Below are 23,632 nucleotides of genomic sequence, written 5' to 3'. Positions count from 1 at the left end.
GCTCGCGCCGTCGGGGTCAGGGCGGCGGTGGTCCGGGTGCGGCGGTGGCTGGTGCGCTCGTGCCGGGGTCGCAGACGACCCGGCGCACCGCGTCCAGGTGCGTGCGGCAGCGCTCGGCGAGGGTGCCGATGCCGGGGTCGCAGACGACCCGGCGCACCGCGTCCAGGTGCGTGCGGCAGCGCTCGGCGAGGGTGCCGATGCCGGGGTCGGAGAGGCAGTCGCGCAGGGCCAGCTCGATGACCGCGGCCCCGACCGCCACGGCGGCGTGCGCGGCCGGCAGGTCGATCCCGCGGCGGGCGGTCAGCTGGGTGGCCGCCTCCTCGGCGAGGGCCTGCATGTGCTGCTTGATCCGGGGGAGCAGCTCGAGGTTGCGCTCGACGACGTCGTGCATCCGCTGCCAGCCGGCGACGCTCTCGTCCTCGGAGCCGACGACGTCGCAGAGGACCGTGACGACGTCGTCGAGCAGCGGGGCGTCGCCGGGTCGTCGCAGCGCGGCGGCGTGGTCGGCGTCGAGCACCGGGATGCTGCCGATGACGGCAGCCTCCTTGGACTCGACGTGGTTGAAGAGGGTGCGGCGGGAGACCCCGACCCGTTCGGCCAGGTCGTCGAGGGTGAAGCCGGACAGGCCGTGCTCGATCGCCAGCTCCTGGGCGGCCTGCACGATCTGGCGGCGGCGGTTGCCGCGCCGGGACGCCGTTGCACTCTCACTCACAGAGTGCAATATTGCACGATCCCGCACAGAGTGCAAACAGGTGCCCACAGCCCTGTCACAACCCGCGCGCCGGGCCCCCTTCGCAACTGCCCGGGCAGTTACGGAGGGGAGGGAATTTGCCCGGGCAGTTGCGCAGGAGGGGCCGCAACTGCCCGGGCAAATTGCGCGAAGGGGGACAGAGTGAGCCCGGGCACGCTCCGGAGGGGACCAGAGCGTGCCCGGGCAGACGCGGGAGGGTCAGCCGCCGTAGGGCGGGTTCGGCGGCACGGGTGGCGGGCCGCCCGGGTTCTGCGGGCCCTGGGGTCCGAAGCCGTAGGGCGGGTTCGCCGGGGCCGGGGCCCCGGGCAGCAGCGGCGCGGAGAGCTGGACCTGACGGATGCTCGGCTGCCCCGAGTAGTCGACCCCGGGGAAGCGCCCGAACTGCGCCTTCGTCCCGGCCGGCCGCAGCCGGTCCGTGGCCGCGAGCAGCCCGAGGGCGTCGCCGGGCGTCGGGTACCCGCCGCTGAGGCTGCCGGCCGGCGGCAGCGTGCTGGGGTAGGCGACCAGGCGCGGGCGCAGCCACAGCGCACCGTGCCGGCTGCGGTCGCGCAGCGCGTGGGTGCGCCACGTGATGATCGGGTGCCCGGAGCGCCAGTTCACCAGGTGCAGCCAGAAGCCCTTCTCGGTGGCGGCCCGGTCGGCCAGCTCGTTGACGTTGACGTCCGCGTTGAGGTACTTCCCGGCGGCGAGCACCGCCATGCCGCCCAGGGCGCCCTGCGGGCTTGCCTGGTAGCCGTAGTTGTCCGCGGTGTACTCCTGCGAGCGGGACAGCGCCGGTCCGAGGAAGGGGATCTGGTTGATGACGACCATGAAGACGAGGCGGAAGTAGGAGACGTGCCCGGCGGCGTGGTGGCCGACCTCGTGGGAGATGACGTAGCGCAGCGCCTCGGGGTCACGGGCCTCGCCGCCGACCTCGAAGAGGTCGGAGTAGACCGCGACGAACCGGCGGAAGCCGTGCCCGACCGCGAAGGCGTTGATCGTTCCGCTGCCCGGCACGACGTAGGCGTCCGGCACCCGGCGCAGCCCGAACTGCTCGGCCGCCTCGACGAGCATCCGGTAGCCCTCGGGGAACTGGTTGGGGCTCATCCGCACCGCGTTGGCCCGCAGCCGGGCGTACTCCATGGCGCGCGCGAACCAGAAGATCAGCGGGACGAACATGAGCAGCACGAAGATCTGCCCCGCGTAGCCGCCCGCCGCGTCCAGGACGGTGCCGTCGTCGACGTTGTCCTCGAGGAAGAAGAGGTGGAAGAGCATGAACCACCACAGCAGGTAGGCCAGCAGCGCGAGGGCCACGGCGAACCCGAGCAGCGGCAGCTCCCAGCGGTGGCGCATGCCGCGCTGGCCGAGGATCCCGTGGATCGTGGCGCCGTTGATCGGCGTGGGGTTGCCCGGGCGCTGCGGCCCCGGCATGGGCTGACCTGACATCTGTGCTGTCTCGCTCTCGAGGGTGGTGGTGGCGCGCCGAGACTACGGCCGGACCCGCCACGGCGCCCATGGGGAGCAGTCCCCCGTGGGCGCCGTGACGGGTCGGTCGCGGACGCGGTCTCGGCTCAGGCGGTGCAGGCGGTGCGGGCGGTGCCGGTGGTCGGCCGGGTCAGCCCTGGGCGCCGGTCTGGGTGACCGACTCGGCCGGCTGGACGACGACCAGCCCCTGCCCGCCGAAGGCCATCTGGAAGGTCTCGCCGGTGCCGCCGCGCAGCATCGACATCGCGCCACCGGTGTCGAGCTTGATGTCCATGCTCACCCCGGCGGTCCACATCACCACCGCCTGGGCGTCGCAGAAGGTGGGCGCCTGGGCCACCTGCAGGGCGACCGGGTCCCCCTTCGTCGTCAGCGCGACGAAGCCGGTGCCGCGCAGGGAGACGTTGTACAGGCCGCCGGTCATCGCCGCGCCGCGCGCCTGCACCCGGTGGATGTCCCACTCGATCGAGGAGGAGAAGGCCAGGATGTTGGCGCCGCTGACCGAGATCATGTCGTTCTCGAGGTACATCACCTGGATCTCGGCGGCCATGTCCGCGACGAAGAGCTCGCCCTGCCCGGTGCAGGTCATCATCCGCACGCCCTCGCCGGTCGCGGCCTGCTTGAACATCTTGCCGAGGCCGCCGGAGCCCTTGTTCTCGAAGCGGACGTCGCCCTGGTAGGCGACCATCGAGCCGGTCTTGGCCAGGACCGGGCCGTAGCCCATGTTGATCTTGAGCAGCTTCTTGTTCTGCAGCGCGAACTGGTCGTTGGACTCCGTCTCGGCGAAGTCGGAGAAGAGCGAGCCGTGGATGGCCATGAGGTACCTCGCATCGTTGGTGCAGGTCCCCCTGTGAACCCGCGGTGATGTCACTCTAGGGTGCGGCGGTGCCTCGGGGGAGACCCTGCGGCGGCACCGGGACGAGCGGGTATGGAGGTCGAGGATGAGCTTCGTCGAACGAGCCAGGGCCGGCTACGAGCAGCTGGCCGGCAAGGCCGACCAGGTCTGGGACCGGTCGGGGTCCCAGGAGCCGGGAGACATCGACCGGCACCTGCGCGACCTGGGGCTGCTGGCCTACCTGGCCGAGACCGGGCGCAGCCACGACGAGTCGGCGCGCCAGCAGCTGCTCGCGGCGCTGACCGCGATGGAGGAGCGCGGGGCGATCCGGGAGATGGTGCTGCACACCGACGGGCGCCCGGCCGGCGGACCGGGCCGGCCGGTCCAGCCCGAGAAGCCCGGTGGCTCCGACGGCATCCCGACACCCCCGCCGGAGCGCGCCGGTCGGCACGGGGACTTCCTCACCCAGTCGCGCCCCGGCTCCCCGCCGCCGCCTCCGCCCACCCCGCGGCGGCAGCAGGGCCCGGACGAGGACACCTCCCCGCCCTCGACCTGGGGCGTCTGAGCGGCGGCGCGCCCTGCGCAGCGCTCCCCGCACCGCCCGCGGGGCGTCTCATCCCTTCGCGTCCAGCAGGGGTGGAGGTGATCCAGCGGGGTGGAGGTGTCTGGGCGCGCTGGGGCGCGTGGGTTCACCTCCTTCGGTCGAAGGGGGTGGAGGTGATCGGGTGGGTGGAGACGTGAGGACGTGCGTGCTCAGGTGATGATCGCCGCGCCGACGAGCAGCAGCGGCAGCAGCACCACGAGCGCCGCAGCGGCGTAGATGAGCGCGGTGCGCCAGGCCGGCTCGTCCGCCACGAGCAGGCGGATCCGGGCCTCGGTGGTCGAGGTTCCCGCGCCCAGCGAGCCGTCCGGGTGCCGGGCGCTGGTGAGCGCGACCAGCGCCCGCGCCAGCACCACCGGGGAGGTGCGGGCCGCCGCGGCCCGGTCGGCGAGCACCTCGACGAGCAGCCGCACCTCGGCCAGCGCGGCCTCGGCCCGGGCGCGCGGCGGTGCGGCGGTGTGCAGCACGCTGAAGAACTCGAGCACGAGGTCGTGCCGCTCCCGCAGGTGGGCGTCCTCGTGGGCCAGCACCGCGTCCAGCTGCGCGTCGTCCAGCCGCTGCAGCGTCGCCTCGGTCAGCACCACGCGCGCGCCGTCGCCCGGCACGCAGTAGGCGCCCATCGCGTCGTGGGCGAGCACCCGGGTGCGCCCGTCCTGGTGCCGCGCGACGAGATCGATCACCTCCCGGTGGTCGCGGCGCTGGGCGCGCAGCCGCCGCCCGATCCGCCGACCGTTGGCCAGCAGGTGCGCCAGTACGAGCACCGACACCGCGCCGGTGAGCAGGGTGACCGCGATCATCGCCGGGTCGTCGCCGCCGACCAGCTCGGCCAGCGCCACCGGGCCGGCCAGCAAGAAGCACAGCACCGCCGACAGCGCGAACCCCTGCCAGAGGAAGAGGGCGGCGCGTGGGGTGCGCCGGATGCCCGTCCACCCGGCCAGGAACCGGGGGGCGACCACGAGCGCCAGGCCGGTGACCACCAGGGCGACCGGGATCACGACGCGCCGGAACCTCGCCCGCGCCGCCCGTGCCGTCCGGTGCCGTCACGTCCGCGGCGGCCCGAGCGGCCGTCGGCCTGGTCGCCCTCGCCCGGTCCGCCGCCGTCGGGACCGACCGCGTCCTCGACCTCGGCCAGCGCCGAGCGCAGCGCGTCCATCTCGGCGGGGGTGGCGTCGTTGATGAAGTGCAGGATCGCCGACTGCCGCTCCTCGCGGGAGAGGCTGTCCAGGGGGGTGCGCATGGCGACCGCGGTGAGCTCCTCCCGGCTCTGCGCCGGCAGGTACCGCCAGGCGCGGCCGTCACGGACCCGGGTGGTCACCCCCTTCGCCTCCAGGCGGGTGAGCACGGTCATCACGGTGGTGTACGCCGGGGCGCGGTCGGTCATCCCGTCCAGGACCTCGCGCACGGTCAGGCCGCGGTCGTGGTGCGGGTGCTCCCAGAGCACGCGCATCACGGCGCGCTCCAGGCTGCCCAGCGACGTCATCCAGCTCTCTCCTCCTCGAGGTCGAGCACGCGGTCCATCCGCGCCAGCCCGGTCCGGTGGTGGGTCACCATCATCACCGATCTGTCGGGGCTGTGCGTCACCAGGTCGTCGATCACCCCCTCGGCGGTGGGCGCGTCGAGGTGGGCGACCGGCTCGTCGAGCAGGATGACCGGGCGGCCGCTGGCCAGCGCCCGGGCGATCGCCAGGCGGCTGCGCTCGCCGCCGGAGACACCCGCGCCGCCGGTGCCCAGCCGGGTGTCCAGCCCGTCGTCGAGGTCGGCGAACCAGGAGCCCAGCCCGGCGCCGACCAGCGCCGCGACGAGGTCGTTGTCGCCGGCCTCCGGCGGCGCGGCCAGGCGCAGGTTCTCCCGCAGGGTGGTGGCGAAGACGTGCGGCTCGTCGTCGACCACCGCCACGAGGTCGCGCACCGTGGCCAGCGGGAGGCGCGTCGCGTCCGCCCCGTCCACGAGGTAGCGGCCGCCGTCGGGGTCGAGGTGCCGGGCGAGCACGGCCAGCGCGGTCGACTTCCCGCTGCCGTTGCGCCCGGTGAGGGCGAGCTTCTCGCCCGGCCGCAGGGTGAGATCGAGCGGGTCGAGGTGCCGGGCTCCCGGCTGCCAGCTCGCGCTCACCTGCTCCAGGCGCAGCTCGGGAGCCCGGGCGCCACCGGTGGGCGGGGCGATCTCGTCCGGCCCACCGGTGCCCACCTCCCGGACCGCCGGCGTCTGGTCGAGCAGCCCGTCCAGGCGGCCCGCCGCGGCCTGCGCCCGGGCCAGCGCCCGCACCGCGTCGGTGAGCACCCCGGCCGCCTCGCCGACCGCGACCGGGACGAGCACGAGCAGGCCCTGGACCGGCAGGCTGTGGCCGTCGTCGTGGACCGCCAGCGCGGTGACCACCGTGGCGGCACCGGTGAGCAGCAGCAGACCGCCGGCCACCAGCGCGCGGCCGCGGGACTGGCGGGCGATCGCCGTGCGCAGCCCGGCGTGCGCCTGGCGCAGGTCGCTGAGCACCTGGCCGGTGGCCCCGATCGACCGCAGCTCGGCGGCGTGCTCGGTGCTCAGCTGGCTGACCCGGGCCACCTCGGCGCGGGTCATGACGAGCTCGTCCTGAGAGGTCGACTCCAGCCGCCAGCACAGCAGCACCAGCAGCGCGGTGACGCCGAGCATGGCGGCCAGCACCGCGCCGGCGACCGGCGAGACCAGCGTGGTGAGGGCGGTGGCCAGCACCGCGGCGACGAGGGCGCCGATCACCGGGACGCTCACCCGCACCGACGCCTCGGTGACGTCGGTGAGGTCGTCGACCACCCCGCTGAGCAGGTCCGACCGTCCCCGGCGTCCCAGCCGCGCCGGGGTGAGCGGCACCAGCCGGGCATAGGTCTCGGCGCGCCGCCCGGCCAGCTCGCCGAGCGCGTGGTCGTGGCTGCGCAGCCGCTCCAGGTAGCGGAAGGTGGGCCGGGCGACGCCGAAGGTGCGCACCGCGACGATGACCGTGAGCAACGACATGATCTGCGGTCCCTGGCTGGCCCGCACGACCAGCCACCCGGAGGTCGTCGTCAGGGCGATGCCCGAGGCGGTGGCCACCCCGGCGAGCAGCCCGGCGACGAGCACCGGGCGGGGGAGCCGGAGCACCCGGGTGCCGCGGGCGCCGTGCGCAGCTTCCGTCACCGGGGTGCCGCGGGCACCGTCCGCCGCCGTCACGAGCGCACCTCCTGCAGCCGGGTGCCGCCGGTGAGGTGCACGTGGCGGTGCGCCCGGGCGACCAGCTCGGGACGGTGGGTCACCGCGATCACCGTGCGCCGGGTGGCCAGCACGTCGATGACCTCGTGCACGCCCTCGGCCGAGGCCGGGTCCAGGTGGGCGGTCGGCTCGTCGAGCAGGATGACCGTGCTCGACGAGAGCAGCGCCCGGGCCAGCACCAGCCGGGCCCGCTGCCCGGCGGACAGGCCGAACCCGTCGTCGCCGATGTCGCTGTCCAGGCCCTCGGGCAGGCCGGCGACGACGCCGTCCAGGCCGACCTGGCGCAGCGCCTCCCAGAGCGCGTCCCCGCTGCCGCTCGTGCCGTTGGGGGCGCCCAGGGCGAGGTTGCCGCAGATCGTGCCGGCCCCGAGGAAGGGGCGCTGGCTGACCAGGTGCACCGGGGCCGTGGTGACCTCGCCGAGGTCGGGCCGGCGCAGCCCGGCGAGCACCTCGAGCAGCGTGGTCTTCCCGACGCCGCTGGGGCCGGTGATCGTGGTCAGCCCGCTGCTGGTCTCCAGGTCCACCCCGCCGAGCAGCTCGCGGCCGCTGCCGGGGTAGGTGTAGTGCAGGTCCCGCGCCCGGACCAGGCCGGCGGGTGCGTTCCTCCGCTCGTGGCGGGGCGTCGGTGCGTCCAGCTCGTCGACGATCTCGGCCAGCGCCTCGGCCCCGTCCGCCGCGGAGTGGTACTCGGCGCCGACCCGCCGGATCGGCCAGTACGCCTCGGGCGCGAGCAGGATCGCCAGCAGCCCGGGTGCCAGGTCCATGCTGCCGTGGGTGAGCCGGATGCCGACGATCACCGCGACGATCGCCACCGAGAGGCTCGCCAGCAGCTCCAGCGCGGCCGAGGAGAGGAAGGCCAGCCGCAGGGTGCGCATGGTGGCCGTGCGGTGCTTCTCGCTGACCGCGGTGATGGTCCGGACCTGGCGCTCGCCGCGGCCGTAGGCGACGAGGGTGGGCAGCCCGCGCACGACGTCGAGGAAGTGACCGGACAGGTCGGACAGCGCCCGCCAGCGTCGCCTGGTGTCCTCCTGGGTGGCCATCCCGATGAGGGCCGCGAAGAGGGGGAGCAGCGGCAGGGTGAGGATCACGACGAGCCCGCTGGGCCAGTCCACGACCAGCAGCGCGAGGACGGCCAGCGGCGGGACCACCGCCGCGGTGACCAGCGCCGGCAGGTAGCGGGAGACGTACGGCTCGACCGCGGTGGTGCCCTGGGTGGCCAGGGTCAGCGCGCGGGCCCGGTCGGGCAGGTGGTCGGTGTCCCGCTCGAGCCAGGTGGCCAGCAGCCGCTCGCGCAGCGCGGTGGAGACCGCGGCGCCGGACCGTGCGGCCAGCCCCTCGGCGACCCAGGCGAGGAGGCCACGGGCTCCGAAGAGCGCGGCGGTCCAGACCGCCGGGCCGGTCAGCGGCTCGTCCCGGACCGCCGCCACGACCAGCGCGGTCAGCGCGACCGCGGCGCCGAGGGTGGCCACCCCCTGGAGCGCGCCGGTCCCGGCCAGCAGCAGCACCGGACCTCGGGCCTGGGGGACCAGGCGCAGCAGCCGCGGGTCGAGGGGACTCATGACCGGGTCGCGGCGCGGGCGCCCTTCTCGGCCAACGGGTCGCTGGCCGGCGGGATCTGCTCGACCGAGATCCGTCGACGGAAGATCCAGTACGTCCACGCCGTGTAGGCGAGCACCACCGGGGTGAAGAGGATCGCGGCCCAGCTCATGATCTCCAGGGTCAGCGGCGAGCTGGCGGCCGCGCTGATGCTCAGGTCCGGGTCGTCGCCGAGGCCGTTGATGACGTTCGGCGAGAGCATGACGAAGTAGGTGGCCACCGCTGCGGCGATGCTTGTCGCGGTCCCGGCGAAGGCCCAGCCCTCGCGCCCGGCGAGGTTGGCGGCGATTCCGCCGACGAGCGCCGCGGCGGCGAGGGCGCTGAGCGCCCAGGAGGCGCCGCTGCCCCGCTCCAGTCCGAGCCACACCAGCAGCCCGAGGGCCAGCACGGCGCTGACCGGGCCGCAGCGGGTCGCCAGGGCCCGGGCGTCGTCGCGCAGGTCGCCCCGGGTCTTCAGGGCGAGGAAGTGGGCGCCGTGGGTCAGGCACAGCGCGAGCACGGTGAGGCCGCCGAGCAGGCTGACCGGGTTGAGCACCGAGAGCAGGCTCCCGGTGAACTCGGTGTAGCTGGCGCTCGTGCCTACCTCGACCTCGCGCATCACCAGGCCGTGCACGAGGTTGGTCAGCGCCACCCCGACGAGCAGCGGCGCGGCCACCGAGCCGCCGATGATCATCGCGTCCCAGCCGCGGCGCCAGGCCACCGAGTCCCGCTTGTAGCGGTACTCCAGGCCCATGTTGCGCAGGATGAGCGCCACGAGCAGGAGCAGCAGCGGCAGGTAGAAGGCGCTGAACATCGTCGCGTACCAGTGCGGGAAGGCGGCGAAGGTCGCCCCGCCCGCGGTCAGCAGCCAGACCTCGTTGCCGTCCCAGTGCGGGCCGATGGTGGTCAGCACCGCGCGCCGGCGACGCTCGCCGGCGGGGTCCTCGCCCCCCTTCGCGTCCCGGTTGCGTCCCAGGACCGGCAGCAGCATGCCGACCCCGAAGTCGAAGCCCTCGAGGACGAGGTAGCCGGTCCACAGCACCCCGATGAGGATGAACCAGAAGGTGGCGAGCTCCATGCGTTGCTCCTTGCTCGGCAGGTCGTGCGGGGGGCGGGGCGGGTCAGGTGGCGGGTCGGGTCGGGTGGTGCGTCGGGGTCAGTAGGAGAAGGCCAGCTCGTCGTCCTCCTCGACGACGGGTGTCTCCTCGAAGGGTTCGGCGCCCTTGCGGACGTAGTCGAGGAAGAGCTTGACCTCGATCACCGCGAGCACCCCGTAGAGCAGGGTGAAGACGACCATCGAGACGATGACGTCGGTGCTGGTCACCACGCTCGGGTCGGACACCCCGTTCGCCGTGGTCAGCTCGCCGAAGACCACCCACGGCTGCCGACCGACCTCGGTGAAGATCCAGCCGAAGGAGTGGCCGAGCACCGTGGCGATCGGGGCCAGCACGAGCAGCGGCTGCCACCAGCGCTGCATCGGCACCCGGTCCTTGCGGGTCATCAGCAGCGCCAGCGCGGCGACCGCGGCGGCGAAGAGCCCGGCGCCGATCATCAGCCGGAAGTTCCAGTAGGTCATCGCGATCGGCGGGATGTAGGTGTCCGAGGCGGTGGCCTCGGTGTCCCCGAAGCGCTGCCGGTACTCCGCCTCCAGCTCGGCCATGCCCTGGACCTCGCCGTCGAAGGAGCCGGTGCCGAGGTAGGAGAGCAGGCAGGGGATCTCGATGACGTGGGTGGGGTCGTCGCCGCCGAGACCGGCCACGGTCAGCACGGAGAAGGGGGCGCACTCGCCCTCGGGCGGGGTGTCGTAGAGGGCCTCGGCGGCGGCCATCTTCATCGGCTGGACCTCGGTCATCACCTTGCCCTGGATGTCTCCGGTGATCGCCACGGCGAGGCCGGCGACGAGGGTGACCACCCCGCCGAGGCGGACCGCGCGGCGGTACATGACGACGTCGCCGCGGTGGTCCGGGGCCGGGTCGTCCGTGGTGGCGAGGGCGGTCTGGGCGAGCCGGTGGGAGCGGCGCATCTTGTGCAGCGCGACGCCCATGACGACGGCGCCGCCGACCATGTAGCTCGCGGCGATGACGTGCGGGAAGGTGACCAGCTGCACCTCGTTGGTGAGCACCGCGACGAAGTCGGCCATCTCGGCCCGCCCGGTCTCGGGGTTGTAGCGGTAGCCGACCGGGTTCTGCATGAAGGAGTTGGCCGCGAGGATGAAGTAGGCGCTGAGCAGGGTGCCGATGTGCACCAGCCAGATGCAGGCCACGTGCAGCTTCTCCGGGATCTTGCCCCAGCCGAAGATCCACAGCCCGAGGAAGGTGGACTCGAGGAAGAAGGCCAGCAGCGCCTCCAGGGCGAGCGGGGCCCCGAAGATGTCTCCGACGAAGCGGCTGTAGGCCGACCAGTTCATCCCGAACTGGAACTCCTGGACGATGCCGGTGACCAGGCCCAGGGCGAAGTTGATGGTGAAGAGCTTGCCGAAGAACTTCGCCAGCCGCAGGTCGCCGGGCTCGCGCCGCCACAGGTACCGGGTATGGAACCAGGCCACCAGGGCGGACATGCCGATGGTGATCGGCACGAAGAAGAAGTGGTAGACGGTAGTGATGGCGAACTGCCATCGCGCCAGGTCCAGGGATTCCATCGGTGCTCCCGCCAGGGTCGTGCGCCAGGGATGCCCACCACCGTACTACGACGCCACGTAGTACATCCCTGGGGTCACCAGAACGTGACCCTCGACCCTCACCCACCCGCCCCCCACCTGCCCACCTACCACGCAGTAAGTGCTGTGATCACGACACTTACTGCGTGGTAGGTGGGTCCGTCCCCCTTCGCCCGCGCCTGCTGCGCCGTGATTTGCCCGGGCAGTTGCGGTGGGGGTGGTGAACTGCCCGGGCAGTTGCGGAGGGAGAGGAAGGGGAGCGGGTCAGACGAGATCGGCCGCGGCCTTGGCCGCCTCCTCGTGCTCGCTGCGCAGCCGGGAGAGGAAGGCCTGGGTGCGCTCGTGCTGCGGCTCGTTGATCACCGACGACGGCGGCCCCTCCTCGACGACGACCCCGCCGTCCATGAAGATCACCCGGTCGGCGACGTCGCGGGCGAAGGCCATCTCGTGGGTGACGACGATCATCGTCATCCCCTGGTCGGCCAGGTCGCGCATGACGCCGAGCACCTCGCCGACGAGCTCGGGGTCCAGCGCCGAGGTCGGCTCGTCGAAGAGCATGAGCTTGGGCTGCATGGCCAGCGCCCGGGCGATCGCCACCCGCTGCTGCTGCCCGCCGGAGAGCTGGCTGGGGTAGCGCCCGGACATGTCGGCCAGCCCGACCCGGCGCAGCAGCTCCTCGGCTTCGGCGGTGACCTCCTTCTTCGCCCGGCCCTGCACCAGCGTCGGGCCCTCGACGACGTTCTGCAGCACCGTCATGTGCGGGAAGAGGTTGAACCGCTGGAAGACCATCCCGATGCCACGGCGCTGCGCGGCGATCTCGGTGTCGGTGAGCCGGTGCAGCCGGCCGCCCTTCTCCCGGTAGCCGGCGAGGTCCCCGTCCACCCAGATCCGCCCGGCCTGGATGTCCTCGAGCTGGTTGATGCACCGCAGGAAGGTGGTCTTGCCCGAGCCGGAGGGGCCGAGCAGGCAGACCACCTCCCCGGCGTGCACGTCGACGTCGATGCCCTTGAGCACCTCCACCGAGCCGAAGGACTTGTGCACGTTCACCGCGTGCACCAGCGGCATCGCCGCCTCGCCCGCGGTGTCAGCGTTGTCGTCGCCTGCTGCCGTGCTCACTTCGTGCTCCCCATCTGCAGCACCCGTCGCCGGGCCCCGCCCTCGGAGGTGTCCCCGTAGCCGCGGCCGAAGTGCCGCTCGAGGAAGTACTGCCCGACCATGAGCACCGAGCAGATGACCAGGTACCACAGGGTCGCGGCGACGAGGACGTTGAAGGTCTCGAAGAGCCGTGAGCCGATGGTCTGCAGCTGGAAGAACAGCTCGGCCGTCACCGGGATGCCGATGAGCAGCGAGGTGTCCTTGGTCATCGCGATGGTCTCGTTGCCGGTCGGCGGCACGATCACCCGCATCGCCTGCGGCAGCACGATCCGGCGCATCGCCTGGGCGTTGCTCATGCCCAGCGAGCGAGCGGCCTCACGCTGCCCGTCGTCGACCGAGAGGATGCCGGCCCGGGCGATCTCGGCCATGTAGGCCGCCTCGGAGACCCCGAGGCCGATGGCGCCGCCGACCACCCCGGAGAAGACCGTGTTGGCGTCCAGGGTGGCGATCCGCATGGTCCCGTCGATGCCGAAGAGGGAGAGGATCTGGGTGTCGAAGGGGACCCCGATGCCCAGCCCGTCCTGGAAGAGCACCCCGAGGGCGCCCATGATCGTCAGCAGCACCAGCCGGGGGATCGCCCGGAAGAACCACGTGAAGACCCAGGCGACCCCGGAGAGCACCGGGTTGTCGGACAGCCGCATCACCGCCAGGACGACGCCGAGCGTGACACCGATGATCATCGCCAGCACGGTGACCAGGAGGGTGCCCATCAGCAGGCCGCGCAGCACCGGGGTCTGGATCATCGCCTGCCGGATGAAGCCCCAGTCGAACTCCGGGTTCGTCAGCAGCATGTTGACGAACATCGCCACCAGCACGGCGATGACCGCGATGGCCACCCACCGGCCGGGGTGACGCACCGGCACCGCGTCGATCGGCCCGTAGCGCTCCTCGCGCTCGGCGTCGTCCGGCGCCGGCATCAGGGGTTGACGGCGAACTCGTCGATGCCGCCGTCCTGCACGCCCCACTCCTCGAGCACGGAGTCGTAGGCGCCGTCCTCCTTCAGGGCGGTCAGCGCCTCGGCGAAGAGCTCGGCCATCTCCTCGTCGTCCTGGGGCACGACGTAGCCGTAGGGGGCGGCGTCGTAGATGTCACCGACCGCCTCGATCTTGCCGTCGGACTGCTTGACCGCGTAGGCGACGATCGGGGAGTCGGCGAGCATGGCGTCGGCCTTGCCGCTGCCCACGGCCGCGGTGGCCTGGTCCTGGCCCTCGTAGACGAGCACCTCGATCGGCTCGCCCTCGGACTCGCACTCGTCCTCCTTCGCCGGCAGGTCCTCCTCCTGCTGCACGGTGCCCTTCTGCACGGCCACGGTCAGCCCGCACGGAGCCTCCGGGTCGACGTTCTCGGGGTTGCCCGGGGCGGCCGCCCACTGGGTGCCGGCGTTGAAGTAGCTGACCATGTTGACCTGCTGCTTGCGCTCGTCGTTGATCGTGAACGACGAGATGCCCATGTCGTACTTGCCGCCGTCGACACCGGTGATGATGGAGTCGAACTTGGCCGGCTGCCACTGGGTCTCCAGGTCGAGGCTGGCGGCCACCGCGTCGAAGAGGTCGACGTCGAAGCCCTGGACGGTCTTGCCGTCCTCGGCGAGGAACTCGTTGGGCGCGTAGGAGGCGTCGGTGCCGATGGTCAGCGTGCCCTTGTCGCGGATCTCCTGGGGGACCTGGTCGGCCAGCTCCTGGTTGACCGAGACCTCGACCTCGCCGCTGCCGGACGAGCTGGAGCCCTCGCCGGAGCCGCCGCCCTCGTCGAGGGAGTCGGAGCCGCACCCGGTGATGGTGGCAGCACCGAGGGCGAGCGAGGCGACGAGAGCCACGGGGGCGCGACGCATGGGATCCTCCAGGAGTTCCGAGGGGCGCGGTCGCGCCCACGATCGGGACATGGTGCCACCACCGACGCCCCGGTGAGCAGAGCGGTCCCGGTCTCGTCACCCGTTCGTGACGCGCCGGATCAGCCGGTGCGGGCCAGCAGGGCCTCGACGAAGACCCGCTCGATGTCGTCCGGGGTCTCGGCGATGTAGGAGGTACCGCCGGACTCGTCGGAGATCTGCTGCAGCGCCGAGGCGTCCGCCTCGCCCATGCCGATGGTGATGATCCGCACCGGCCGCTCGGGGTCGTAGCCCTCGTCGATCCGGTCCAGCAGCTGGTTCAGCGACAGGCCGCCGTTGGGGTCGTCGTTCTCGCCGTCGGTGAAGACGACGATCGAGTTCACGTAGTCCTCGTCGTAGCTGTCCTGCATCTCCTGGTAGGCCGCCCAGACGCTGTCGTAGAGCCCGGTGTCGCCCTCGATGAGCTCGCCCCCGTCGGAGACCAGGCGCTCCAGCCGGTCCCGCTGGGTGCCCGAGCCGACGCTCTCGTCGAGCCGCCGCACCGGCGCCAGCTCCTGCCAGTCCTGGCCCTCGCCCCCGATGTCGCTGGAGAAGGCCCAGCCGCCGACCTGGCTGCCGGCCGGCAGGATGCCGATGCCCTGCAGCAGCGCGCCCTGGGTGACCTCCCAGCGGGCCATCCCCGGGGTCGGGCTGTCCCACTCCATGGAGCCGGAGACGTCGATGAGCGCCAGCATCCGGATGTCGGTGCGCAGGATGTCCCACTGCTCGACCGCGGCCAGCCGCTCCTGCCGGGTCAGCGGCTCCAGCTCGTCGAGGGCGGCGGGCTCCTGCTCGGCGATCTCCGGCCCGCCACGACCGTCGGAGCTGCGGAAGCCGGCCTCGGTGAGCAGGTCGCGGGTCTGCGTCGAGCCGAAGGCGGTCCGGGCCTGCTCGGCGGCGTCGCGGCGCTCGCCGGTCAGGTCCGGGCTGCTGATCCACGGGTAGTCCAGGGCGAGGGTGCCGGTCTCGGGCATCACCGCGTGCAGCGGCTCGGTGTCGCCGTGCTCCTCGGCGAAGGCGAAGATCCGCTGCTCCGAGGCCGGGAAGGGGTCGGCCTCGGCGGGCTCCTGGGCGTAGGAGTCGAGCAGCGCGTTGACCGACGGGGCGGCGAAGCGGGAGAGGAAGATCAGTCGCCCGCCGGTCTGCAGACCGAGCCGCTCGGGCTCGCCGATCCGGCTGGCGTGGTAGGCGAGCCGGCTGGCGGTGTCGGAGTCGGGGTTGGCCATCCGCAGGTCGTCGTCGTTGGTCAGCCGGCTGCTCCACGAGGTGAGCGAGGCGTCGTCGGCGGCGTCGCCGCCCACCGCGAGCACGATCGGGGAGCGGGCGATCGAGGGGCCCTCGGTCCACCCGCCGCTGCCGTCGCCGACCTCGACCTTGTCCACCCAGGTGGAGCTGTCCGGGATCCACACGTCCGGGGCACGGCCGTCGCTGATCTCGGTGGCCGCCTGGGCCGAGCTCACCGCGCGCACCGTGAAGTCGGTGCACCCGCCGGCGTCCTCGTCCTCGGCGAGGCCGTCCAGCACCTGCTCGACGGTCGGGGCGATCTCCGGGCTGGCGGCCACGGTCAGCGGGCCCCCGTCGCAGCCGGAGGCGCTCTCGTCGTCGCCCCCGCGCAGCGCCAGGCCGGCGACGACCACGAGCGCGAGGACCACCACGGCGGCGATCAGCAGCGGGAGCAGGCGTCCCCGCTCGGGTCGGCGGGCGTGCGTGCCACGGGTCCTGCCCAGAGCCATCGGTGATCCCCTCCCGGCATGCTCGGTCGTCCTCGACCGACCTAGGTGACCACACCCGACGGCGGCACGGCCACCGGTGTGGTCAGCCTCACGCCGTGCCTGGGTGCTGCCACACTGGCCCCATGACGAACTTCCTCATCAGGACCGCGGTCAACGGTGTCGCTCTGTGGGTGGCCGCCTGGATGGTCAGCGGGGTGCGCCTGGCGGACGGTCAGACCACCTTCGCCTCGCAGTTCGCCACGATCGTCCTGGTGGCCCTGATCTTCGGGGTGATCAACGCGATCGTGAAGCCGATCGCCACCTTCTTCTCCTTCCCGCTGATCATCCTCACGCTGGGGCTGTTCACCTTCGTCGTCAACGCCTTCATGCTGCAGATCACCGAGTGGATCTCCGACCCGCTGGGGCTGGACTTCACCATCGACGAGTTCTTCTGGGACGCGGTCCTCGCGGCGCTGATCATCACCATCGTCTCGATGATCCTCAACCTCGTGCTGCCGGAGCCGGACGCGGACGACCGCCGCGCCTGACCTGCCCGGGGCGCCGGGTGCTCGTCGCTGGCTAGGGTGGCCGGCATGAGCCCCGTCCGCCTGCGCGCCGCCCTCGACGCACTGCCCGCCTACGTCGCCGGCAAGCCGGCGGCCGCCCGCGCGGACCTGACCGTCTACAAGGTCAGCTCCAACGAGAACCCCTACCCGCCGCTGCCCAGCGTGCTGGAGACGGTGCGCGAGCACGCCGGGCTGATGAACCGCTACCCGGACATGTCGGTGTCCGCGCTCACCGAGGCGATCGCCGCGCACCTCGGTGTCGACCCCACGACGGTGGCCACCGGGACCGGCAGCGTCGGGGTGCTCGGCCAGCTCGTGCAGGCCACCTGCGACGCCGGCGACGAGGTGGTCTTCGCCTGGCGCTCCTTCGAGGCCTACCCGATCGTCGTCACCGTCGCCGGCGCGGTCCCGGTCCCGGTGCCGCTGACCGCGCAGCACCGGCACGACCTGGACGCGATGGCCGAGGCGATCACCGAGCGCACCCGGATGGTGCTCGTGTGCACCCCGAACAACCCCACCGGCACGGCGGTCACCCAGACCGAGCTGGAGGACTTCCTGGCCCGGGTGCCCGACGACGTGCTCGTCGTCGTCGACGAGGCCTACCTGGAGTTCGTCGAGGGCGACGACCCGGTGGACGGGCTGGCCCTGCTGCGGGCGCACGACAACGTGGCCCTGCTGCGCACCTTCTCCAAGGCGTACGGGCTGGCCGGGCTGCGGGTCGGCTACGCGGCCGCCCCGCCGGAGGTCGCCGGGGCGCTGCGCAAGACCGCCGTCCCCTTCGGCGTCAGCTCGCTGGCACAGGTGGCCGCGGTGGCCTCGCTGGAGGCCGGCGACGAGCTCGCCGCCCGGGTGCGCGAGCTGGTTGGCGAGCGCACCCGGGTGCTCGAGGCGCTGCGCGCCGCGGGCTGGGACCTGCCGCCGAGCCAGGCGAACTTCGTGTGGTTCCCGGTCGGCGAGGCGACCCCCGACCTCGTCGCCGCCTGCGACGCCGCCGGGCTCGTGGTGCGCCCCTACGGCACCGAAGGGGTGCGGGTGACCATCGGCGAGCCCGAGGCCAACGACCGGCTCGTCGAGGTGGCGACCGCCTTCCCGCACTGACGGGCCCTCCCCTTCCCGCACCGACGGGCCCTCCCGGCTGGACGCTCCGGTCACGATCACGCCGGACCCGTCTCAACCCGCGAGACGGGTCCGGTACGGTGAGGTCACCTCGTGTGCTCCGGACCACACCGCCCGGAGCGCGCGCCACCGCACCCGGGTCATGGGCGATCCCTCGCGGCCCGGACGAAGGGAGAGAACGTGAGCGACAACGACGTCGCCGGACACGCGGAGGCCAAGGCCGATATGGCCGGCGCCTTCGAGCCGTCACCCGGCGCCGGGCCGACCCCCCCGTCCCGGATCACCGGGCACTTCGCCGACGACAACCCCGAGATGGTCCAGTTCGTCGACGCCGAGGGCACCCGGCTGGCCACCAACGAGACCAACGCCCCGTACGCGCAGATCGTTGAGGACCTCGATTCCGCGGACGCCCGGACGATCTACCGCGACCTGGTGCTGGTGCGCCGGATCGACGCCGAGGGGCACGCGCTGCAGCGTCAGGGTGAGCTCGGCCTGTGGCCCTCGCTGCTGGGCCAGGAGGCCGCCCAGGTCGGGGCCGGTCGCGCGCTGCGCCCCCAGGACTACGCCTTCCCCGGCTACCGCGAGCACGGCGTCGCCTGGTGCCGCGGGGTGCCGCCGGAGAACCTGCTCGGCCTCTTCCGCGGGGTCAACCACGGCGGCTGGGACTCCAACGAGAACAACTTCCACCTCTACACGATCGTCATCGGCAACCAGATGCTGCACGGCGTCGGCTACGCGATGGGGATCAAGGCGGACGGTGACATGGGCACCGGCGACCCCGACCGGGACGCCGCGGTGATGGCCTTCACCGGTGACGGCGGGACCGCCCAGGGCGACTTCAACGAGGCGCTCGTCTTCGCCGCGGTCACCCAGGCGCCGGTAGTCTTCTTCGTCCAGAACAACCAGTGGGCGATCTCCGAGGGCAACGAGCGCCAGTTCATCATCCCGCCGTACCAGCGGGCGCGCGGCTTCGGCTTCCCCGGGGTGCTCGTCGACGGCAACGACCCGCTGGCCACCTACGCGGTCGCCAAGTCCGCGCTCGACGCCGCCCGGGCCGGGCAGGGCCCGACGCTCATCGAGGCCTACACCTACCGGATGGGCGCGCACACCACCTCCGACGACCCGACCAAGTATCGCAACGAGGCCGAGGTCGAGATCTGGAAGCACAAGGACCCGATCGCCCGGATGCGCGGCTTCATGGAGGAGAAGGGGCACGGCGACGCCGAGTTCTTCGCCGCCGTGGACGCCGAGGCCGACGAGATCGCGGCCCGGGTGCGCAAGGCCTGCCAGGAGATGCCGGACCCCGACCCGGTGACGATGTTCGACGACGTCTACGTCGACGAGCACCCCGCGGTGGCGGCGAACCGGGAGCAGTTCCTCGCCTACCAGGCGGGCTTCGAGGAGGAGGCGGTCTGATGGCCACGAACCGACCGAGCCTCGCCAAGGGGCTCAACGCGGGCCTGCGGGCAGCGATGGAGCAGGACGACAAGGTGCTCGTCATGGGGGAGGACGTCGGCACCCTGGGCGGCGTCTTCCGGATCACCGAGGGGCTGGCGAAGGACTTCGGCGAGCACCGGGTGATGGACACCCCGCTGGCCGAGTCCGGCATCGTCGGCACCGCCGTCGGGCTGGCGCTGCGCGGCTACCGGCCCGTGGTGGAGATCCAGTTCGACGGCTTCGTCTACCCCGCCTTCGACCAGATCGTCAGCCAGGTCGCCAAGATGCACTACCGCTCGCTGGGTCACCTGAGGCTGCCGATCGTCATCCGCATCCCGTGCGGCGGCGGCATCGGCGCCGTGGAGCACCACAGCGAGTCCAACGAGGCCTACTTCGCGCACACCGCCGGGCTGCGGGTGGTCAGCTGCGCCACCGCGCCGGACGCCTACTGGATGATCCAGCAGGCGATCGCCAGCGACGACCCGGTGGTCTTCTTCGAGCCCAAGCGCCGCTACCACGAGCGCTCGCCGGAGGAGATCGACGTCGACGCCGGCCCCGAGCTCGGGCTGCACCAGGCCCGGGTCGCCCGCTCCGGCAGCGACCTGACGCTGCTGTGCTACGGCCCGATGGTCAAGACCTGCCTGCAGGCGGCCGACGCGGCCGCCGAGGAGGGCACCAGCCTGGAGGTCGTCGACCTGCGCACGCTCAGCCCGCTGGACGTGCCGACGATCACCGACTCGGTGCGGCGCACCGGACGCGCGGTCGTGGTGCACGAGGCGCAGACCTTCCTCGGGCTCGGCGCCGAGCTCGCGGCGCGGGTGCAGCAGGACTGCTTCTACCACCTCGAGGCGCCGGTGCTGCGGGTCGGCGGGTACGACATCCCCTACCCGCCGAGCCGCTTCGAGGAGGAGTTCCTCCCCTCGGTCGACCGGGTGCTCGACGCCGTCGACCGCTCCCTCGGGTACTGACCGCATGCGTACCGACCGCAGGCGAGACAGCACCCAGACCGACCGCACCGAGGAGTCCGCGTGAGCATCCAGCACTTCAACCTGCCCGACCCCGGCGAGGGTCTGACCGAGGCCGAGATCGTCACCTGGCGGGTGGCCGCCGGGGACACCGTCGCGGTCAACGACGTCGTCGTCGAGGTGGAGACCGCCAAGTCGCTCGTCGAGCTGCCCATCCCCTTCGCCGGGACCGTGGCCGAGCTGCTCGCCGCCGAGGGCGACACCGTCGAGGTCGGCTCGCCGATCATCGCCGTGGAGACCGCCGAGGGCGGCGGGGCACCCTCCGGCGGCTCCGACGCTGCCTCGTCCGGCGGGTCGGGTGAGGGCGGCGCGGACGACGGCGCCGCCGAGAGCGAAGGGGCCGTGCCCAACCTCGTCGGCTACGGCGCGAAGGAGTCCGGCTCCCCGCGGCGACGGCGTCGCTCCGCTGGGTCGGGCGGCTCCGCCGCGCCCGCCGCCGAGACCGCTCCTGCCTCATCGTCCCCCGCACCAGCCTCGGCCGCTCCCGCCGCCGGGCCGCAGCCTGCCGGTGCTGCCGGCGGGGCGAGCCTGTCCGGCGAGCAGGCCCGGGCGCTGGCCAAGCCGCCGGTGCGCAAGCTGGCCAAGGACCTCGGCGTCGACCTGTCCCAGGTCGCGCCGAGCGGGGACGGCGGGGTGGTCACCCGGGAGGACGTCGAGTCGGCGGCCGCCGGGGCCGGTGCCGCTAGCGGCGCGGGGAACGGGTCCGTCGCCCAGCCGGCCACCTCGGGTGGCGCCGGCGAGGCGCCGGCCGAGACCCGGGTGCCGATCAAGGGCGTGCGCAAGATGACGGCGCAGGCGATGGTCTCCTCCGCCTTCACCGCGCCGCACGTCACCGAGTTCGTCACCCTGGACTGCACCGCCACGATGGACCTCGTCGAGCGGCTCAAGGCCGACCGCGCCTTCGCCGACGTCAAGGTCAGCCCGCTGCTGGTGCTCGCCCGGGCGCTGTGCCTGGTGATCCGGCGGCACCCGGAGGTCAACGCCCGCTGGGAGGAGGACGCCCAGGAGATCGCCTACCTGCGCGACGTCAACCTCGGCATCGCGGCGGCGACCGACCGCGGGCTGATCGTGCCCAACATCAAGGCGGCCGACCGGATGGGCCTGCACGAGCTCGCGGTCTCCCTCGGCGAGCTCACCGCGACCGCGAGGGCCGGGCGCACCCCGCCGGCCGACCTGGCCGGCGGCACGATCACCATCACCAACGTCGGTGTCTTCGGCGTCGACACCGGCACCCCGATCCTCAACCCGGGGGAGGCGGCGATCATCGCCTTCGGCGCGGTCCGGCGCACCCCCTGGGTGGTCGAGCGGGACGGGGTGGAGACGATAGAGCCGCGCTGGGTCACCCAGCTGGCGATGTCCTTCGACCACCGGCTGGTCGACGGCGAGCTCGGCTCGAAGGTCCTCGCCGACCTGGCCGCGCTGCTGCGCGACCCGGGCCAGGCCTTCCTCTGGGCCTGAGGTCGAGGAGCACCCGCAGGCCCCAGGCCCCCTGCGCAACTACCCGGGCAGTTGCGCAGGGGAGGCCGAAATTGCCCGGGCAGTTGCGCGGCGAGCGGTGATTTGCCCGGGCAGTTGCGCAGGGGGAGGTGATTTGCCCGGGCAGTTGCGCGGGGGGAGGTGATTTGCCCGGGCAGTTGCGCGGGGGAGGTGATTTGCCCGGGCAGTTGCGCCCTCACTTCGCCGGTGGAGGTGAGGGCACGCGCCCCGGCGCGTGGGGATACCTCCACCCGCGAGAGGCCTGCTCCCGATGGAGGCACGCGGCGCCTCGACCCGGGCACGAGGACATGACGAAGGGGTGCGGCCGGCCGCACCCCCTTCGTCATCTCGTCCGCGTCAGAAGGCGCGGGCCTCGTTGATGATCTCCCGCAGCTCGCGGTTCTCCAGGCCCTTGCTCTGCGCACCGGCACGGGCGTCCGGCGACGTCGGGGTCGGCGGCGGCACCGGCTCGCACTCGACGTCGGAGGTGTTGCCGGCCTGTCGCGAGGGCAGCGTCCCGCTCTTGAGGTACGCGGCGACCCGGTCGTCGACGCAGTCCACGCCGGAGAGCGAGCCGCTGTGCGTCGAGCCGTCCTTGCCCTCGATGAGCACGGACTTCGGGAACCGCTGACGGGTCGCCAGAGCCCCGCTGAAGGGGGTCGCCGCGTCCTTGGTCTCGGCGATCAGCAGCATGGCCGGGGCCTTGGAGCCGTTGACGTAGACCCGCGGTCCGGAGTCGGTGGGCCAGACCCGGCACGGGTTGTTGAACCACATGTTGCCCCAGGACTCGAAGGGGGCGGCCCGGTGCGTGCGCCAGCCGTCCTTGCTCCACTGCGCCCAGCTGGCCGGCCACGGCGAGTCGGTGCACTCGGTCGCCAGGTAGGTCGCGTAGCCGTTGTCCGAGCCGGGCTCGGAGGGGTTCGCCGAGGCGTACTCGTCGATCGCCGGGCCGAAGTCGCTGTCCTGCGAGGCGGCGACGAAGACCGAGGCGAGGTAGTCCCAGTCGTAGACGTAGTAGCCGGCGGAGAGGAAGACGTCGGTCCACTCCGAGGGACCCATGCCCTCGCGCGGCCAGTTGGCCAGCCGGGCCCGCTGCCGGTACCACTCGCGCCGCACCTCGGCGCCGGTGGTGCCCAGGCCGTAGGTGTCGTCGTTCTCGGCGATCCACTCCCACCAGGCGCGCATCGACTCCTCGAAGGCGAGGTTCTGGTCGAGGTTGGCGTCGTACCAGGACTTGCCGGTGTTGACCACGCCGTCGAGGACGAAGCGACGCACCCGGTGCGGGTACTTGCTGGCGTAGATCTGGGCGATGTGGGTGCCGTAGGAGAAGCCGTAGAAGTTGAGCTTCCACCGGCCGAGCGCCTTACGGATCGACTCCATGTCGTAGACCGTGTTCGAGCTGCGCATGTGCGGCAGCATCTCGGCGTTGGCCGCGCCGCAGTCGCTGGCGTACTGCCGGGTCTTGGCGGTCCAGGCGCGCAGCCGCTCGGTGTTGTTGGGGGAGTAGTAGGGGCGGTTGGGGGCGAAGAAGTCGGGGTCGCAGCTCAGCGCCGGGACCGAGCTGCCCACGCCGCGCGGGTCGAAGCCGATCCAGTCGTAGCCGGCGCCGGCGTTGTCCGGCACCCAGCCGCCGAGCCGGGAGAGGGACAGGCCGGAGCCGCCCGGGCCACCGGGGTTGACCAGCACGGCGCCCTGGTAGGTCTCGTTGGGGTCGGCGTCGATCTTGGAGATCGCCAGCTGGATCTTCTGGCCGGAGGGGCGGTTGTAGTCCAGGGGCACGGTGACCATGCCGCACTGGGCGCCGGCGTCCTGCAGCCGCAGGTCGTCGCACTGACCCCAGTCGATCGCGGGCGGGGTGTAGCTGTGCACGCGCGCGTCGGGCGCGACGGGGCCGGTCGCGGCCGAGGGCGCCTGGGCCGCTGACGGGGCGGCGTCGGCGCTCGTGGAGAGCACCGCACCCCCGCTGCCGGCGACCGCCAGCGCAGAGATGGCGGACAAGACCTTCTTCATCGGTTCCTCCCGGGTCGATCCTGCGGCGCGGTGGCGTCGGCGCCCGAAGCCACCTTGGCCGAGCGGTTCAGGGAAGGGAAGGGTTCCGAGGAACTAGTAACCACTCCGTGGCGTACCGATCACGCTCGGCGTCCACCAGGGCCAACGGCGGCCCCCTTCGCGTTCGCCCGGGCACG

General features: G+C 72.8%; 20 protein-coding genes. 6 read left to right on the top strand and 14 right to left on the bottom strand.

Annotated features, from left to right (window positions below; all coding sequences use genetic code 11):
• Positions 1 to 16: 16 nt before the first annotated feature.
• From BJY28_RS03185 to BJY28_RS03175, 3 genes are all read right to left on the bottom strand, one after another.
• The gene (locus BJY28_RS03185; protein WP_179461719.1) at positions 17 to 712 is read right to left on the bottom strand and encodes a TetR family transcriptional regulator; all 696 of its coding nucleotides are present in this window, start codon (positions 710 to 712) and stop codon (positions 17 to 19) included.
• 237 nt (positions 713 to 949) lie between these two features.
• Complete coding sequence (locus tag BJY28_RS03180) at positions 950 to 2,176, bottom strand: M48 family metallopeptidase (RefSeq protein ID WP_179461718.1); 1,227 nt, start codon at positions 2,174 to 2,176, stop codon at positions 950 to 952.
• A 169-nt stretch (positions 2,177 to 2,345) separates the two neighbouring features.
• Positions 2,346 to 3,029, bottom strand: a complete 684-nt coding sequence (locus BJY28_RS03175; RefSeq protein ID WP_179461717.1) for an AIM24 family protein — start codon at positions 3,027 to 3,029, stop codon at positions 2,346 to 2,348.
• A 124-nt stretch (positions 3,030 to 3,153) separates the two neighbouring features.
• Here BJY28_RS03175 and BJY28_RS03170 point away from each other — a divergent pair, with 124 nt between their 5' ends.
• Entirely contained in the window at positions 3,154 to 3,612 is a 459-nt protein-coding gene (locus BJY28_RS03170; protein WP_179461716.1) for a hypothetical protein, read from the top strand.
• Positions 3,613 to 3,800: 188 nt separating this feature from the next.
• Here the strand turns inward: BJY28_RS03170 and BJY28_RS03165 are convergent, their stop codons facing one another.
• From BJY28_RS03165 to BJY28_RS03120, 10 genes are all read right to left on the bottom strand, one after another.
• Entirely contained in the window at positions 3,801 to 4,643 is an 843-nt protein-coding gene (locus BJY28_RS03165; RefSeq protein WP_179461715.1) for a M48 family metalloprotease, read from the bottom strand.
• A complete protein-coding gene (locus BJY28_RS03160; protein ID WP_179461714.1) occupies positions 4,640 to 5,128 on the bottom strand; it encodes a BlaI/MecI/CopY family transcriptional regulator in 489 nt (162 codons plus the stop codon). The genes BJY28_RS03165 and BJY28_RS03160 overlap by 4 nt, the downstream gene beginning before the upstream one ends.
• On the bottom strand, positions 5,125 to 6,822 hold the full coding sequence (gene cydC / locus BJY28_RS03155) for a thiol reductant ABC exporter subunit CydC (RefSeq protein WP_343036935.1): 1,698 nt from the start codon (positions 6,820 to 6,822) through the stop codon (positions 5,125 to 5,127). Before cydC ends, BJY28_RS03160 begins: the two co-directional genes overlap by 4 nt.
• A complete protein-coding gene (gene cydD, locus BJY28_RS03150; protein ID WP_179461713.1) occupies positions 6,819 to 8,420 on the bottom strand; it encodes a thiol reductant ABC exporter subunit CydD in 1,602 nt (533 codons plus the stop codon). The genes cydC and cydD overlap by 4 nt, the downstream gene beginning before the upstream one ends.
• Positions 8,417 to 9,514: a cytochrome d ubiquinol oxidase subunit II gene (gene cydB, locus BJY28_RS03145; RefSeq protein ID WP_179461712.1), complete on the bottom strand. Its 1,098-nt coding sequence runs from the start codon at positions 9,512 to 9,514 to the stop codon at positions 8,417 to 8,419. The genes cydD and cydB overlap by 4 nt, the downstream gene beginning before the upstream one ends.
• Positions 9,515 to 9,592: 78 nt before the next feature.
• Positions 9,593 to 11,074, bottom strand: a complete 1,482-nt coding sequence (locus BJY28_RS03140; RefSeq protein WP_179461711.1) for a cytochrome ubiquinol oxidase subunit I — start codon at positions 11,072 to 11,074, stop codon at positions 9,593 to 9,595.
• Between the two features lie 282 nt (positions 11,075 to 11,356).
• Positions 11,357 to 12,157, bottom strand: coding sequence for an amino acid ABC transporter ATP-binding protein (locus BJY28_RS03135; RefSeq protein ID WP_179463908.1), 801 nt, complete (start codon positions 12,155 to 12,157; stop codon positions 11,357 to 11,359).
• Positions 12,158 to 12,204: 47 nt separating this feature from the next.
• Positions 12,205 to 13,164 carry an amino acid ABC transporter permease gene (locus tag BJY28_RS03130; RefSeq protein WP_179461710.1) on the bottom strand — a complete coding sequence of 320 codons (960 nt, stop codon included), beginning with the start codon at positions 13,162 to 13,164 and terminating at the stop codon, positions 12,205 to 12,207.
• Positions 13,164 to 14,078, bottom strand: coding sequence for an ABC transporter substrate-binding protein (locus tag BJY28_RS03125; protein WP_179461709.1), 915 nt, complete (start codon positions 14,076 to 14,078; stop codon positions 13,164 to 13,166). The genes BJY28_RS03130 and BJY28_RS03125 overlap by 1 nt, the downstream gene beginning before the upstream one ends.
• Before the next feature lie 119 nt (positions 14,079 to 14,197).
• Complete coding sequence (locus tag BJY28_RS03120; RefSeq protein WP_179461708.1) at positions 14,198 to 15,847, bottom strand: substrate-binding and VWA domain-containing protein; 1,650 nt, start codon at positions 15,845 to 15,847, stop codon at positions 14,198 to 14,200.
• Between the two features lie 122 nt (positions 15,848 to 15,969).
• Between BJY28_RS03120 and BJY28_RS03115 the strand changes: the two genes are divergently transcribed.
• From BJY28_RS03115 to BJY28_RS03095, 5 genes are all read left to right on the top strand, one after another.
• Entirely contained in the window at positions 15,970 to 16,374 is a 405-nt protein-coding gene (locus BJY28_RS03115; RefSeq protein WP_179461707.1) for a phage holin family protein, read from the top strand.
• Between the two features lie 45 nt (positions 16,375 to 16,419).
• Complete coding sequence (gene hisC, locus BJY28_RS03110) at positions 16,420 to 17,490, top strand: histidinol-phosphate transaminase (RefSeq protein ID WP_179461706.1); 1,071 nt, start codon at positions 16,420 to 16,422, stop codon at positions 17,488 to 17,490.
• Between the two features lie 198 nt (positions 17,491 to 17,688).
• The gene (gene pdhA, locus BJY28_RS03105; RefSeq protein ID WP_343036934.1) at positions 17,689 to 18,924 is read left to right on the top strand and encodes a pyruvate dehydrogenase (acetyl-transferring) E1 component subunit alpha; all 1,236 of its coding nucleotides are present in this window, start codon (positions 17,689 to 17,691) and stop codon (positions 18,922 to 18,924) included.
• On the top strand, positions 18,924 to 19,913 hold the full coding sequence (locus BJY28_RS03100; protein WP_179461705.1) for an alpha-ketoacid dehydrogenase subunit beta: 990 nt from the start codon (positions 18,924 to 18,926) through the stop codon (positions 19,911 to 19,913). The genes pdhA and BJY28_RS03100 overlap by 1 nt, the downstream gene beginning before the upstream one ends.
• Before the next feature lie 60 nt (positions 19,914 to 19,973).
• Complete coding sequence (locus BJY28_RS03095; protein WP_179461704.1) at positions 19,974 to 21,428, top strand: 2-oxo acid dehydrogenase subunit E2; 1,455 nt, start codon at positions 19,974 to 19,976, stop codon at positions 21,426 to 21,428.
• Positions 21,429 to 21,803: 375 nt separating this feature from the next.
• On the opposite strand, the gene BJY28_RS03090 is transcribed toward BJY28_RS03095, so the two are convergent.
• A complete protein-coding gene (locus BJY28_RS03090; protein ID WP_179461703.1) occupies positions 21,804 to 23,456 on the bottom strand; it encodes an alpha/beta hydrolase in 1,653 nt (550 codons plus the stop codon).
• Between the last annotated feature and the right edge of the window lie 176 nt (positions 23,457 to 23,632).

Source organism: Janibacter alkaliphilus, from assembly GCF_013408565.1.
In the GTDB taxonomy this organism is placed as follows: Bacteria; Actinomycetota; Actinomycetes; order Actinomycetales; family Dermatophilaceae; genus Janibacter; species Janibacter alkaliphilus.
Note: the sequence above shows the minus strand (reverse complement) of the source record. Positions and strands in the feature narration are given on the sequence as shown.

Bases quoted from the DNA above. Each gene is read 5' to 3' on its own strand.
- BJY28_RS03100 (WP_179461705.1), top strand. From the start codon at position 18,924: ATGGCCACGAACCGACCGAGCCTCGCCAAGGGGCTCAACGCGGGCCTG.
- BJY28_RS03120 (WP_179461708.1), bottom strand. From the start codon at position 15,847: ATGGCTCTGGGCAGGACCCGTGGCACGCACGCCCGCCGACCCGAGCGG.
- BJY28_RS03140 (WP_179461711.1), bottom strand. From the start codon at position 11,074: ATGGAATCCCTGGACCTGGCGCGATGGCAGTTCGCCATCACTACCGTC.
- BJY28_RS03115 (WP_179461707.1), top strand. From the start codon at position 15,970: ATGACGAACTTCCTCATCAGGACCGCGGTCAACGGTGTCGCTCTGTGG.
- BJY28_RS03135 (WP_179463908.1), bottom strand. From the start codon at position 12,157: ATGCCGCTGGTGCACGCGGTGAACGTGCACAAGTCCTTCGGCTCGGTG.
- BJY28_RS03175 (WP_179461717.1), bottom strand. From the start codon at position 3,029: ATGGCCATCCACGGCTCGCTCTTCTCCGACTTCGCCGAGACGGAGTCC.
- cydD (WP_179461713.1), bottom strand. From the start codon at position 8,420: ATGAGTCCCCTCGACCCGCGGCTGCTGCGCCTGGTCCCCCAGGCCCGA.
- BJY28_RS03160 (WP_179461714.1), bottom strand. From the start codon at position 5,128: ATGACGTCGCTGGGCAGCCTGGAGCGCGCCGTGATGCGCGTGCTCTGG.
- BJY28_RS03125 (WP_179461709.1), bottom strand. From the start codon at position 14,078: ATGCGTCGCGCCCCCGTGGCTCTCGTCGCCTCGCTCGCCCTCGGTGCT.
- hisC (WP_179461706.1), top strand. From the start codon at position 16,420: ATGAGCCCCGTCCGCCTGCGCGCCGCCCTCGACGCACTGCCCGCCTAC.
- BJY28_RS03170 (WP_179461716.1), top strand. From the start codon at position 3,154: ATGAGCTTCGTCGAACGAGCCAGGGCCGGCTACGAGCAGCTGGCCGGC.
- cydB (WP_179461712.1), bottom strand. From the start codon at position 9,514: ATGGAGCTCGCCACCTTCTGGTTCATCCTCATCGGGGTGCTGTGGACC.
- BJY28_RS03180 (WP_179461718.1), bottom strand. From the start codon at position 2,176: ATGTCAGGTCAGCCCATGCCGGGGCCGCAGCGCCCGGGCAACCCCACG.
- BJY28_RS03130 (WP_179461710.1), bottom strand. From the start codon at position 13,164: ATGCCGGCGCCGGACGACGCCGAGCGCGAGGAGCGCTACGGGCCGATC.
- BJY28_RS03090 (WP_179461703.1), bottom strand. From the start codon at position 23,456: ATGAAGAAGGTCTTGTCCGCCATCTCTGCGCTGGCGGTCGCCGGCAGC.